Source organism: Nocardioides sp. S-1144, from assembly GCF_005954645.2.
Classification (GTDB): Bacteria; Actinomycetota; Actinomycetes; order Propionibacteriales; family Nocardioidaceae; genus Nocardioides; species Nocardioides dongxiaopingii.
In genome coordinates, this window is record NZ_CP040695.2 from 196,416 (window position 1) to 208,787 (window position 12,372).

12 protein-coding genes are annotated in these 12,372 nt (G+C 75.8%); 6 read left to right on the forward strand and 6 right to left on the reverse strand.

Annotation, left to right across the window (positions count from 1 at the left end; translation table 11 throughout):
• Positions 1–80: 80 nt before the first annotated feature.
• From FE634_RS00975 to FE634_RS00985, 3 genes are all read right to left on the reverse strand, one after another.
• Positions 81–878 (reverse strand): MBL fold metallo-hydrolase, encoded by a 798-nt coding sequence (locus tag FE634_RS00975; protein WP_138874830.1) that lies wholly within the window; start codon positions 876–878, stop codon positions 81–83.
• A 51-nt stretch (positions 879–929) separates the two neighbouring features.
• Positions 930–1,868: an SDR family NAD(P)-dependent oxidoreductase gene (locus tag FE634_RS00980; RefSeq protein WP_187366786.1), complete on the reverse strand. Its 939-nt coding sequence runs from the start codon at positions 1,866–1,868 to the stop codon at positions 930–932.
• Positions 1,869–1,964: 96 nt separating this feature from the next.
• Positions 1,965–2,504, reverse strand: coding sequence for a hypothetical protein (locus tag FE634_RS00985; RefSeq protein WP_137292974.1), 540 nt, complete (start codon positions 2,502–2,504; stop codon positions 1,965–1,967).
• Positions 2,505–2,626: 122 nt separating this feature from the next.
• On the opposite strand from FE634_RS00985, the gene FE634_RS00990 reads away from it, so the two are divergent.
• On the forward strand, positions 2,627–2,863 hold the full coding sequence (locus tag FE634_RS00990) for a hypothetical protein (protein WP_137292973.1): 237 nt from the start codon (positions 2,627–2,629) through the stop codon (positions 2,861–2,863).
• A 30-nt stretch (positions 2,864–2,893) separates the two neighbouring features.
• Here the strand turns inward: FE634_RS00990 and FE634_RS00995 are convergent, their stop codons facing one another.
• Together FE634_RS00995 and FE634_RS01000 are read right to left on the reverse strand one after the other, a co-directional pair.
• Positions 2,894–5,899, reverse strand: a complete 3,006-nt coding sequence (locus FE634_RS00995; protein ID WP_222847647.1) for a crotonase/enoyl-CoA hydratase family protein — start codon at positions 5,897–5,899, stop codon at positions 2,894–2,896.
• Positions 5,896–7,038 carry an acyl-CoA dehydrogenase family protein gene (locus tag FE634_RS01000; RefSeq protein ID WP_148240257.1) on the reverse strand — a complete coding sequence of 381 codons (1,143 nt, stop codon included), beginning with the start codon at positions 7,036–7,038 and terminating at the stop codon, positions 5,896–5,898. The genes FE634_RS00995 and FE634_RS01000 overlap by 4 nt, the downstream gene beginning before the upstream one ends.
• Before the next feature lie 184 nt (positions 7,039–7,222).
• On the opposite strand from FE634_RS01000, the gene FE634_RS01005 reads away from it, so the two are divergent.
• Together FE634_RS01005 and FE634_RS01010 are read left to right on the forward strand one after the other, a co-directional pair.
• Complete coding sequence (locus FE634_RS01005; RefSeq protein WP_212721522.1) at positions 7,223–7,888, forward strand: TetR/AcrR family transcriptional regulator; 666 nt, start codon at positions 7,223–7,225, stop codon at positions 7,886–7,888.
• 48 nt (positions 7,889–7,936) lie between these two features.
• Entirely contained in the window at positions 7,937–9,121 is a 1,185-nt protein-coding gene (locus FE634_RS01010) for a thiolase family protein (protein ID WP_137292971.1), read from the forward strand.
• A gap of 16 nt (positions 9,122–9,137) precedes the next feature.
• Here FE634_RS01010 and FE634_RS01015 read toward each other — a convergent pair whose 3' ends face one another.
• Entirely contained in the window at positions 9,138–9,632 is a 495-nt protein-coding gene (locus FE634_RS01015) for a MarR family winged helix-turn-helix transcriptional regulator (RefSeq protein ID WP_138874834.1), read from the reverse strand.
• A gap of 93 nt (positions 9,633–9,725) precedes the next feature.
• Here FE634_RS01015 and FE634_RS01020 point away from each other — a divergent pair, with 93 nt between their 5' ends.
• The 3 genes from FE634_RS01020 (at position 9,726) to FE634_RS01030 (ending at position 12,345) form a co-directional block, all read left to right on the forward strand.
• Positions 9,726–10,631 (forward strand): dioxygenase family protein, encoded by a 906-nt coding sequence (locus FE634_RS01020; RefSeq protein ID WP_138874835.1) that lies wholly within the window; start codon positions 9,726–9,728, stop codon positions 10,629–10,631.
• A 143-nt stretch (positions 10,632–10,774) separates the two neighbouring features.
• Positions 10,775–11,017 (forward strand): DUF6458 family protein, encoded by a 243-nt coding sequence (locus FE634_RS01025; RefSeq protein WP_138874836.1) that lies wholly within the window; start codon positions 10,775–10,777, stop codon positions 11,015–11,017.
• Between the two features lie 326 nt (positions 11,018–11,343).
• Complete coding sequence (locus FE634_RS01030) at positions 11,344–12,345, forward strand: serine/threonine-protein kinase (protein WP_137292969.1); 1,002 nt, start codon at positions 11,344–11,346, stop codon at positions 12,343–12,345.
• Positions 12,346–12,372 lie beyond the last annotated feature (27 nt).

Consider the following 12,372-nt stretch of genomic DNA (forward strand, 5'->3'; position numbering starts at 1 on the left):
TGTCTCTTCACGTGGGGGGCGGTCGCCCCCAGTACCCAGGACGGCAGCTTTCACCGCCTCGGCGCACGGCAGCGGCGGGGTCAGCCGAGGTCGATGCGGTCGCCTATCGTGACGGTGCGGAGCGTGCCCGGCAGGTCGCGGGCCGACCACGTGTCGACGAAGTCCTGGAGCGGCGAGCGGAAGACCGGGTAGTCGTCGAAGTGCACCGGCACGGTCTCGCGAGGACGGAGCAGCTCGACGAGGTCGGCCCCCTGGGCGGCGTCCATGGTGACGGTCAGCCCGAGGATGCGGGTACCCCCCAGGTGCGTGACCGCGGTGTCGAGGGGGCCGGTCCGCTCCACGACGTCCCGCAGCCAAGGCCGGAACAGGGTGTCGCCGGTGACGTACACGCGCCGCACCACGGTGCCGGAGCGGTGCAGCTCGAGCACGCTGCCCATCACGGTGGGGAGCAGGTGGCGCACCGGACCCGGGGCGTGCGTCCCGGGTGCGGAGGTGACGCGCAGGGTCCAGTCGCCCGACGACACCTCGTCGCTCTGCCAGGTCTGCAGCCCACGGGTCTCACGGAACCCCCAGCGGCGCAGGGTCCGGGCGGCCCGCACCGTGGTGAGGACCGGGGTGCCCGGGTCGAGCGAGCCCCGCGCGACGCGGTCGAAGTGGTCGCCGTGCAGGTGGGAGAGGAGGACGAGGTCGAGGTCGGGGAGGGCGTCGGGTTGCAGGTGCGGCTCGGTGCGACGACGCGACCACATCCCCTTGCCCAGGTAGGCGCGCTGACCGCGGTGCAGGAAGTTCGGGTCGGTGAGCACGGTGAAGGGCCCGAGTCGCAGGATGGTGGTCGCCGTGCCGATGAACTCCAGCGACGCCTCGATGTGGTCGTCCATGACCACCGGTACCCACTCCGGGCGCCGTCGACCGCGCCGGGCCGGCGCGGCTCACCCCAGGTCGGGGAGCCGCCGGCGCAGCCGGAGGTTGGCCCGGAGCCGGCCGGCCGCCCCGGGGTACCCGCCGCGCAGCCGGTTGCCCCCCTCGGAGGGCGTCAGCACGTTGCCCGGGCCCGGGTCGGCCCGGGTGGCGAGGTCGGTCGCGCCGACGGGGAAGGCCGGCCCGACGAGACGGTCGTAGAGGAGCGGCAGGAAGGAGAACCCGAACCGCAGGACGTCGTTGGCGAGGCTCAGCTGGGCCGGCCGCCAGGGCTGCTCCAGCCGGGCCAGGACCTGGCGCGCCGCCCGCTCGGGCGACGAGACCGGCGGGGGCGGGCGGCCGGCGTACCCGGCGTAGTTGGCGGCCTGGCGGTAGATCGGGGTGTCCACCCCGCCCGGGGCGACGTAGCCGATCTGGACGCCGGGGCGGTCGCGGTTCTCGACGGCGAGCTGGCGGGCCAGCGCCCGGACCCCCCACTTGCTCAGGACGTAGGGGCTCATCATCGGCACCGCGAGGTGCCCGACGACCGACCCGACGAGCAGGAGCGACCCGGCGCCCTGCCGGCGCAGCACGGGCACGACGTGACGGGCCAGGTTGACCGACCCGGTGAGGTTCGTGCGCAGGACGGCGTCGAAGACCTCGACGGGCACGGACTCGGTCCGGCCGTAGGCGACGACGCCGGCACAGCCGACCACGGCGTCGAGGCGCCCGTGGCGCCGCAGGACGGAGGCCACCAGGTCGGCGACCGCGTCGTCGTCGCCGACGTCGAGGGGCACCGTCAGCGCCGAGGCGGCGCCGCGGGCCCGGCACTCCTCCGCGGTCTCCTCCAGGGGCCCCGCCCCGCGTGCGACGAGGACGACGTGGCGGCCCTGCTCGGCGGCGGCCAGGACGGTCGCGCGGCCGATGCCGCTGGACGCGCCGGTCACGAGGAGGACGGGTCGATCGGCCACGGCCGACTCCGGTGCGGGGGTCATGGGCGCCGGTGCCCCGATCGCGTCCCCGCCACCACGGGCCGTGGGTGCGTCCGCCGGCGGGGCAGTGCCGGGTCAGTCCTTCAGCGCGCCCGGGTCGTCGGGGCCGTCGGTCGCGGCGGGGTCGCCCTGGTCGGCGTCGTCGCGTGCCTCCTCGACCCGCTTGCGGGCCCGGCCCATGCCCGGCAGGTGCCCGAGCATCTCGTTGAGCTCGCGTGAGGCGGCCAGCAGGTCGCGCAGGTCGGGGGAGACGGTCGCGAGCTGGTCGAGCAGCGGGACCGCGTCGTCCTGCCAGGACTCGAGGAGGGCCGGGGCCTGCTCGACGACGGTGCGGAGCGACCGCGCCAGCTCGGGGTCGGCGCGGTCGGCGAGCTGCTCCAGCAGCGGCACCAGCCGGACCAGCGGGTCCTGGACCAGCAGGACCAGGCGGTCGGCACGGGCGGCGGTCGCCTCGACGCGGACGACGACGTCGTGGGCGGCCTGCCGGGTCTGCTCGACGCGGGCCACCAGGCCCGCCGCGTCGGCCAGCAGCCGCTCGGCGTCCCCGACCAGTGCCGCGGCACGGGGGAGGAGGGCCAGGAGCTCGCGGGGGTCGGGAACGGGGGGCAGCCTCATCAGCCGACAGTAGGAACCCCGTGCGTCGCTCCGGCTCACCCGGGCAGCGGGTGTTGGCGCCGGCGGCGGCCCGGCCCGGCGACCCGCTGTCGTGGCTGCGGCAGGGGGAGCAGGATGGGCGCATGCCCACCGACATCGAGGTCAGCTACGCGGCGGTCCGCGGCACCCCGACGTTGCCGGCCGGCCGGCCGGTGCTGACCTGGGGCACGCACCCGGAGCACGGCACGGGGTGGACGCTGTGGCACCGGGGGCACGGCGGGCACGCCGAGGTGGTGGGCTACTTCATCCCCGGGGACCTCACCGACATCGACCTCGTCGTCCGCTCCGCGCAGGCCTACCTCGACCACCGCGCCCGCTAGCCGGGGCGGCGCCGTCGCACCGGGCGGGCGTCAGCGGCCGGTCCACACCGGCGCGCGTCCCTCGGCGAAGGCGCGCACCCCCTCGACGGCGTCCGCCGAGCCCAGCGCCCGGCCGGCCAGGTCCGCCTGGCGGGCGAAGGCCTCCTCGACGCCCCAGCCGGGGGCCGCGCAGACGATCTCGCGGCTGACCTCCACCGACAGGGGTGCGTTGGCGGCGATCGAGCCGGCCAGGTCGAGGGCCGCCTGGAGGACGGCGCCCGGCTCGGCCAGGACGTTGACGAGACCGAGGTCGTGGAGGCGCCGGGCCGGGACCGGCTCGCCGGTCAGCGCCATCTGCATGGCGACGTTGCGCGGGAGGCGCTCGGTCAGGCGCAGGACGCCGCCCGCGGCGGCGGCGAGCCCGCGTCGGGGTTCGGGGAGCCCGAACGTCGCGTCGGTGGCGGCGACGATCAGGTCGGCGGCGAGCGCAAGCTCGCACCCACCGGCCAGCGCCGGACCCTCGACCGCGGCGATCAGCGGCTTGGTGAGCGGGAGGCCGGTCATGCCGAGGGGGCCGCGCCTCTCGGTGATCGGGAACTGCCCGGTGGCCGCGGCCCTGAGGTCCATCCCGGCGCTGAACACGCTCGTGCCGCCGGTCAGGATCGCGACCCGGACCGAGTCGTCGGCCTCGAAGGCGTCCACGACCCGTTCGAGCAGCTCCGCGGTCGCGAGGTCGATGGCGTTGCGGTGCTCCGGGCGGTCGAGCGTGATCACCCGCACCGGTCCGTGGTCCTCGACCAGGACCGGCAGGGGCGGGGGCGAGGGCAGCTCGGCCCGGCCCTCCGCGAGGACGACCAGGTCCTCGCCCGCCAGGGCGACGGTCCACCCGAGGGGGTCCTCGGACTCCAGGCGCCGGACCAGGTCGACGTCGGTCACCCGGACCAGGCCCCGGGAGCCGTCGGCGGTGATGGCGCTGAGGATCGCCCACTCCGGGGCGCCGGCCCGGTCGTGGGACACCGTGCACGCCTCCACGACGGCCGGTCCCTCCCACTCGCCCACGGCGGGTCGGCGCGGCTCGATCGGCACGGTGGGGCGCAGGTCCGCGAACGGCACGGTCGGCGGCGTGGCCGAGAGCAGCGCGGCGGCGTGCTTGGTCGCGTACCAGCCGAGCGAGGTGGTCAGGGCGAACGCCTCGGGCTCGCGGCGCAACCGCGCCACGACGGCGGCCACGGCGTGACCCCCGTAGTTGTTGCCCGGTCCTCCCGCGAAGGTGAGACCGCCGGCCACCGAGAGCGGGCGGGCGGGGTCGCCGACCGGTAGGCCCAGCTCGTGGGCGGCGATCTGGACGGCAGCCGGGAAGCACGAGTACAGGTCGACGACCTCCACGTCGGCGATCGCCCGCCCGGTGTGCGCCGCCAGCGCCGCACCGACGGCCCGGACGGCGGGCGAGCCGGCGAGGGTGGCCCGCTCGGAGACGAACCACTCGTCGTGGGCGGCCGCGCCGGCGTGGGGGAAGACCCACTGCTCCTGGGGGACGCCGGCCCGCTCCGCCGCCGCGACGCTGGTGAGGATGGTGCCGCTGGCCAGGTCGACCTGGAGGTTCGCGCAGAGCAGCTTCGGGTACGGCGAGGTCACCGGGCGGTTGTCCGGGCCGGTCGTGGCCAGCTCCTCGGCGGTGAAGGACGTCGGGAGCCAGGCGTGCTCGTTGGTGGCGGCGACCTCGGACAGCGACGCCCACAGCCGGGTGATCTTCTCCTGGTGCGCCTGCTTCGTGCTGCCGTCGCGCGCTCGCAGCGCCGACTCCATGAGGGCGTAGTTGTAGACGGGGGCGCCGAGGCCGACCCGGCCCTCGAGCTCGGTGTTGGCCTCGCGCTCGGAGCCGAGCGAGCGGGTCGGGCGGGTGGCGGCGTCCTGCTCGGTCCAGGCGGGCGTGGTCCCCTCGCGCTGGGCGCGCGCCAGGCTGGCGCCCGCCTCGGCGCCGAGCACCAGCACGACGCCGGCCTCGCCGGCGCCGATCGCCCGGGCGGCCTCGTTGATCACCAGCTGACCGCCGTCACCCCCGAACCGTGCCGTCTGCAGGGTCACCGACGGCTCGGCGCCGACCCGGGCGGCCACGACCGCGGCCAGGTCCCGGTACTGCCACGACGCGCTGGCGACGGCGTACACGGAGTCCGCGGAGGCGAGCAGGTCGGCGGCCCGCGGCGTCCCCGAGTCCTCGGCGGCGCGCTGCACGGCGGCGGCCGCCAGGTCCGCCGGCTCGCGCCACGGGGCGGACGGGTCGCGCTGGACGACCTGGCCGACGCCGACGATCACCGGCGTCCGCGGGTCCAGCCGGAGCCCGGAGGCCCGGTGCAGGACCGCCCGGCCGGTCGTGAACCCCGACGAGGCGGTGGTCGGACCCGCCGCGGCGGCGTGGGCCCGGAGGTTGTCGAGCGACAGCCGGAGCGCCTCGGCGATGCTCCGGCTGACGGAGGCCCCCAGGGGCCCCTTGACGGGGTCCCCGGAGAGGCCGGCGTGGAGGGCCACCCGGGTCCTGCGACCCACGGGGGTGATCGTCGCCGCGAGCCCCAGCCGGAGGCCCATGGGCCCCGTGCCGTCGAGCACGAGGACGTCGTCGTCGGCCCGCAGCACGGTCCAGGTCACCTCGGCGGGGATGCCCATGATCTTGAGCTGCTGCCCGTGGCGGGTTCCCTCGACCGCGGGGCCCGGCGCCGAGCCGCGCCAGCCGGCGTGCAGGGTCAGCCACGCCTCCTGGAGGCCGAGGTCGCCGACGAGCTCCCGGGTCGCGGCGGGGCTCGCGTCGAGCACGGTGTCGGCCGCGATGGAGCGCAGGTGTCCCTCGAGCTCGGGTGGGACCGGGTCCGGCCCCGCGGCGAGGTCGGCGCCCGGCGCGTCGTCCTGCGGCCCGCCCAGGCCCGCGAGCCGCCGCAGCGGCTCCGGGAGGGCCCCGCCGACGACGTCCTTGACGAGGCCGGGCTCGCGGGCGACCAGCCGGGCGACGTCGCCGAGGGCCCTCGCCGACCGGACCGCCCGCGCGGCCCGCCCGGGGCGGCTCACGCGAACCCCAGCAGCTTGGCCGCCAGGTCCCGCATGACCTCGGTGGCGCCGCCGCCGATGCCCAGGACCCGATTGTCGCGGTAGTGGCGCTCGATCTCGGACTCGCGCATGTAGCCCGTCCCGCCGTGCAGCTGGACGGCCTCGTCGACGACGCGCTTGGCGACCTCGACGGCCTGGTTCTTGGCGACCACGGCCTCGGCGAACAGGTGCTCGCCCGCGGCCTGCCGGACGGCGACGGAGCGGGTGTAGGTGCGGACGACCTCGATCTGCTCGTGCATCTCGACGAGCTTGTGCCGCACGACCTGGCGCGAGATCAGGGGCTTGCCGAAGGTGGACCGGGTGCGCGCGTGCTGCACGGCGAGCTCCAGGCTTCGTGCGGCGAGGCCGTAGGCGTGGACCGCGAGCCCGATCCGCTCGGCCGCGAAGGCGTTCGCGATGAGCGCGAAGCCGCCGTTCTCCTGCCCGACCAGGTTCGCGACCGGCACCCGGCAGTCGGTGAACGACAGCTCCGCGGTGTCCGAGCAGAGCCAGCCCATCTTGTCGAGCCGGCGCGAGACGGTGAACCCGGGCAGGTCGGTCGGGACGACGAGCAGGCTGACACCCCCGGCGCCGGGGCCCCCGGTGCGGACGGCGGTCGTCACGAAGTCCGCCCGGGTGCCGGAGGTGATGAAGGTCTTCGCCCCGTTGACGACGTAGTGGTCGCCGTCGCGGACCGCCGTGGTCCGCAGCGCGGAGACGTCGGAGCCGCCGTCGGGCTCGGTCATCCCCAGCGCGCCGATCATGTTCCCGGCCAGCGTCGGGACGACGAAGCTCGCGGTGAGGTGCGGGTCGCCCACCTCGACCAGGTGCGGCAGGGCGATCCCGTGGGTGAAGAGGGCGGCGTGCGCCCCGGAGCTGGCCCCCGCCTCGAACCAGGCCTCGGTCAGCACCAGGACGTCGACCGCGTCACCCCCGGCACCGCCGACCTCCTCGGCGAAGCCGACGCCGAGCAGCCCCGCCTCGGCCGCGCGCGCGTGCAGGCTGCGCGGGACGGCGCCGTCCCGCTCCCACTGCTCGAGGTGGGGGGTCACCTCGCGGCTCACGAACCGGTGTGTGCTCTCGCGCAGTGCCTGCCGCTCGGGGGTCTGGAGCTCCTGCATCGCTGCTGCCTCTCGGGGCGCGGGGGCCGGGATCGGGCCCGTGGGCCGCAAACAGTACATGTGGACGGTTTGTTGGCCACGTGGGCGGAGCGCCCGGCGGGTCGGGCGGGGACGCTGGGATAGCGTGCTGACCTCGCCGGGCACGACCGCGCCGGCGAAGCCACGACGAGCAAGGGGGTCGCCGGTGCCCAGGACCGACCCGGCGTCGCAGCCACCGGTTCGCCGGACCCAGGAGCAGCGCCGGACCGAGACCCGCGCCCGGCTGCTCGACGCCGCTGTGGAGTGCCTCCTCGAGCTCGGCTACTCCTCGATGACGGTCGCCGAGGTGCAGGAGCGGGCGGGCGTGGCGCGCGGGACCCTGCTCCACCACTTCCCCACCAAGAACGAGCTGGTGGTGGGGGCGATGGGCCACCTGGCCGCCCGGCGCGTCGACCAGTTCCGCGCCGAGGCCGAGCTCATCCCCCCGGCCAAGGACCGGCTGGAGGCGCTGGTCGACCTGGCCTGGAGCGGCCTGCACGACCCCGCCTTCTTCAGCGCGGCCGAGCTCTGGGTGGCGGCCCGGACCGACCCCGACCTGCGGGCGGCCCTGCTGCCCGTCGAGGCGGTCGCCTTCGCCGACCTCCAGGACGGGCTGACCGCCGTCCTGGGCCCCGCCTACGCCGACGACCCCAGGACCCCGACGCTGGTCGGCATGACCATCGACCTGCTCACCGGGCTGTCCCTGGCCGCGATGCTGACCGGCGACCTCGGTGAGCGGCGCAAGCTCCTGGTGCGGTGGAAGCGGGCGCTGGGCGTGCTGTTCGGCGAGCTCGCCCCCGACGAGCTGGTCGGACCCCGCCCCGGGTCCTGAGCGGGGCGTGGCCGCCGCGCGGGCCGAGCCGCGTCGTACCGTCGGGGGGTGCCCGACGCCTACCTCTACGCCGCCGCCCGGACGCCGTTCGGCCGCTTCGGCGGCGCGCTGTCCGACGTCCGCCCCGACGACCTGGCCGCGACCGCGCTCGCCGGGGTCCTCGCCCGGGTCCCCGACCTCGACCCGGCCCGGATCGGCGACGTCGTCTGGGGCAACGCCAACGGAGCGGGGGAGGACAACCGCAACGTGGGCCGGATGGCCGTCCTGCTGGCGGGCCTGCCGACGTCGGTGCCGGCCACGACGGTCAACCGGCTCTGCGGCTCCTCGCTCGACGCCGCGATCATGGGCGCGCGCGCCATCGAGGTCGGCGATGCCGAGGTCGTGGTCGCCGGCGGGGTGGAGTCGATGACCCGCGCCCCCTGGGTGTTTCCCAAGCCGTCGCGCGGCTTCCCGGCCGGCAACGTCACCGGGGTGTCGACCACCCTCGGGTGGCGGCTGGTCAACGAGCGCATGCCGGCCGCGTGGACGGTCTCCCTGGGGGAGGGCAACGAGCTGCTCGCCGAGCGCTTCGCCATCTCGCGCGAGCGGCAGGACGAGTTCGCCGTCCGCTCGCACGACCTCGCCGACGCCGCGTGGACGGCGGGGTTCTACGACGAGCTCGTCGTGCCGGTCGCGGGGGTCGACCTGGCGCGGGACGAGGGGATCCGGCCCGGCTCGAGCACGGAGCGGCTCGCCGGCCTGAAGCCCTCGTTCCGCACGGTCGAGCAGGGCGGCACGATCACGGCCGCCAACGCCTCGCCGCTCAACGACGGTGCCTCCGCGGTGCTGCTCGCGTCGGGGGACGCCGGCCTCGGCACCGCACCGCTGGCGCGGGTCGCCGGGCGCGGCGTCCACGCCCTCGACCCGCAGGACTTCGGCTTCGCGCCCGTCCAGGCGGCGAACCGGGCCCTGGCCCGGGCCGGGATCGGCTGGTCCGACGTCGGCGCGGTCGAGCTCAACGAGGCCTTCGCGGTGCAGTCCCTGGCCTGCGTCGACGCCTGGGGGATCGACCCGGCGATCGTCAACACCCAGGGCGGGGCGATCGCGATCGGCCACCCGCTGGGCGCCAGCGGCACCCGCATTCTGGGCACCCTCGCCCACCGCCTGGCCGGCAGCGGCGAGCGCTGGGGCGTCGCGGCGATCTGCATCGGCGTCGGGCAGGCCCTCGCCGTCGTCCTGGAGAACGCGGCGTGAGCGGCACGGTCACCGGTCAGGGGTCGTAGCGCCGATAGACCTCGGCCATCGCGCCCTCGGGGTCCAGCCGGGTGAGCAGCGCGCTGCCGATCGCGGTGAGCTGGTCGACCTGCTCGGGGGTGAGGACGTCGACGACGTGGTGCCGCACCGTCGCGACGTGCCCGGGAGCCGCGGCCCGCACGGCCCGCCACCCCTCCTCGCTCAGCCGGACGTTGGTGGCCCGGGCGTCGTCCGGGCACGGGAACCGGGCCACGAGGCCGCGCTCCTCGAGCCGCTTCACCACGTGGGAGAGCCGGGGGAGCGTCGCGTGGGTCTGCGCCGCCAGCGCGGTCATCCGCAGGGTGCGCGCGGGCGACTCCGACAGCATGGCGAGGGTGTAGTAGTCGAAGTGCGTGAGACCGGAGTCGCGCCGCAGCTGCGAGTCCAGCACGCCGGGCAGCAGCTGGAGGATCGCCGCCAGGCGCACCCACGCGGCCCGCTCGTCGTCGTCCAGCCAGTCGGGTTCGCTCACCGGGCCAGTCTGCCTCACCAATGGTTGTCGCTTCAACCAAAACCGGCTAGGGTGATGGTTGTAGCAACAACTAACGAGTCCGAGGAGCACCTCATGAGCACCACCGTCCCGCGCAGCAGCACCGCTCTCGCCGACGCCCGCATCCCGGTGAACCACCCCTTCGCCGCCCACCTCGCGCGCGCCGCCGCGGCCGAGCGCCGAGCGGCCCACCGGGCCTGGACCCCGGACGACGGCCCGCTGCCGAGCCTCTACCTCAGCCACGGCGCGCCGATGCTCTTCGAGATGACCGACTGGATGACCCAGCTGCACACGTGGGCGCGCGACCTGCCGCGGCCCCGCGCGATCCTCATCGTCTCCGCGCACTGGGAGTCGGCACCGCTGTCGCTGAGCGCGACCGCGCCGTCGGAGCTGGTCTACGACTTCGGCGGCTTCGACCCCATGTACTTCCAGATGCGCTACGACACCCCGGTCGCGACCGGGCTCGCGGCGACGGTCGCGGCGATGATGCCCGACGCCGAGCCCGTGCACGAGCACCGCAGCCGCGGCCTCGACCACGGCGCCTGGGTGCCGCTGAAGATCATGTACCCCGAGGCCGACGTCCCGGTCCTCCAGCTCTCCATGCCGACCCACGACCCCGCACGGCTCCTCGACCTCGGACGCCGGCTGCGCGGCCTGCGCGAGGAGGGCGTCCTGGTCGTCGGCAGCGGCTACATGACCCACGGCCTGCCCCACCTCGACTGGTCACGGCCCGACCAGGTGCCGGGCTGGTCCTCGGACTTCGACCTCTGGGCCGCCGACGCCCTCGCCCGCGGCGACGTCGACTCGCTCTCCGACTTCCGCCACCAGGCGCCGGGCATGCCCTACGCCCACCCGACCGTCGAGCACTTCACCCCGCTCTTCGTCACCCTCGGCGCCTCGGCCGACCCGGGCGCCGCGCCGACGACCACCATCGACGGCTACGCCATCGGGCTGGCCAAGCGCTCCTTCCAGTCGGCCTGACGCCCCGGCCGTCGGCCCCCCCTAGGGGTGGCTTTGCCGGTCCGGTGTAACGACGCGACCTCCTCGCCACATGTGACCCACGAGAGGCGACCCCGTGCTGGCGGTCGTCCGCGGGACATCCCGAGCGGACCGAGGAGACAGACATGGGATACGGATTCGGAGCATTCCTGCTGGTGGTGGGCCTGGTGCTCGCCCTGGCGGTGACCGACAGCCTCAACGGGGTGGACCTCACCATGGTGGGGTGGATCATGGCGGCGGTGGGCCTGGTGCTCATCGCCATCACCGCGATGTCCTGGAACAGCGGGCGGCGGGCCCGCTCGGTCCAGACCGTCACCCACCCGGACGGCTCGCAGACGGTGCGCGAGCACCGCGCCACCGAGATCTGAGCCCTTGACCGACCAGCACGTCGGGCCCGGGCGCCCGGACGGTCGGTCCCGGCCCGCCCCGCCCCCGGGGACCGGGCCGGAACGCCCTGCCGGTGGGCCCCGTCGCCGGGGTACCGCCGGAGCACCCACGTCCCACGGCCACGTCGCGAGACACCGTCGGACACCTACCGAAACAGGAGATCACATGAACACCAGGACCATCGCCGTCATCGCCCTCATCCTCGTCGTCATCGTGCTGGCGCTGCTGCTGCTCTGAGACGCACGGCGGCCGACGCGCGCTGGAGCGCCGTCGGCCGCACGACGACCGACCGGCTGAGGGAGGATCCATGCCCACGTCGCCCCCGCTCCTGCTGGGTGGACGCTTCGAGACCGTGGAGCCCATCGGGCACGGCGGGATGGCCGACGTCTACCGCGCCCGCGACCACGTCCTGCACCGCGACGTCGCCGTGAAGGTGCTGCGCGAGGTCACCGAGGTCGACCGCGAGCGGTGCGCCAGCGAGGCGCGGCTGCTCGGCATGCTGTCGCACGAGGCGATCGTGGCCCTCTACGACTCGAGCGTCGAGGACGACCGACCGTGGTTGGCCGTCGAGCTCGTCTCGGGGCGGCCCATGTCGGAGCTGCTGGCCGAGGGCCCGCTCGGCGCCCGACCCCTCGCGCAGCTCGTCGCGCAGGTCGCCGAGGGGCTGGCGCACGCCCACGGGCGGGGGGTCGTGCACCGCGACATCAAGCCCAGCAACGTGCTCGTCACGCCCGACGGGCGGGCCCTGCTCAGCGACTTCGGGATCGCCCGGCTGGTGGGTTCGGAGGACCAGCTGACCCTCGACGGGAACGTCGTGGGCACCGCCGCCTACATCGCCCCCGAGCAGGTCCGCGGGCAGCCGGTCGGCGGTGCCGCCGACGTCTACGCCCTCGGGCTGCTGCTGCTGGAGTCGCTCACCGGCGAGCGGTGCTTCCCCGGGCCGGCCACGGAGGCGGCCCTCGCCCGGCTCCACCAGGGCCCGCTCATCCCGACCTCGCTGCCCCCCGGGTGGCCCGGGCTGCTGGTGGCGATGACGGCCCTCAGCCCCGACGACCGCCCCACCGCCCAGGTCGCGGCGCGCCGTCTGCGGGAGCTGGCGCTCGTCACCGACGACCCCGAGGGCGGCGCGGCGCGACCCTCCGTCGTGGACCTCGCGGCCACGCCGGACGCCGCGCTGTCGGCCCCGGTCCTCGAGCTCGTCGTGACCCCGCGCCGGGCCCGGCGACGCCTCCGGCGCTTCTGGCCCACCCTCGCGCTGCCGCTGGCGGGGCTGGCGAGCGCGCTGCCCCTGTGGCTCGTGCGCTCCTGACCGGTCCTGGCTCCCGGCGCCGCTGCG

Bases quoted from the DNA above. Each gene is read 5' to 3' on its own strand.
- FE634_RS01025 (WP_138874836.1), top strand. From the start codon at position 10,775: ATGGGATACGGATTCGGAGCATTCCTGCTGGTGGTGGGCCTGGTGCTC.
- FE634_RS00975 (WP_138874830.1), bottom strand. From the start codon at position 878: ATGGACGACCACATCGAGGCGTCGCTGGAGTTCATCGGCACGGCGACC.
- FE634_RS00985 (WP_137292974.1), bottom strand. From the start codon at position 2,504: ATGAGGCTGCCCCCCGTTCCCGACCCCCGCGAGCTCCTGGCCCTCCTC.
- FE634_RS01000 (WP_148240257.1), bottom strand. From the start codon at position 7,038: ATGCAGGAGCTCCAGACCCCCGAGCGGCAGGCACTGCGCGAGAGCACA.
- FE634_RS00990 (WP_137292973.1), top strand. From the start codon at position 2,627: ATGCCCACCGACATCGAGGTCAGCTACGCGGCGGTCCGCGGCACCCCG.
- FE634_RS01030 (WP_137292969.1), top strand. From the start codon at position 11,344: ATGCCCACGTCGCCCCCGCTCCTGCTGGGTGGACGCTTCGAGACCGTG.
- FE634_RS01020 (WP_138874835.1), top strand. From the start codon at position 9,726: ATGAGCACCACCGTCCCGCGCAGCAGCACCGCTCTCGCCGACGCCCGC.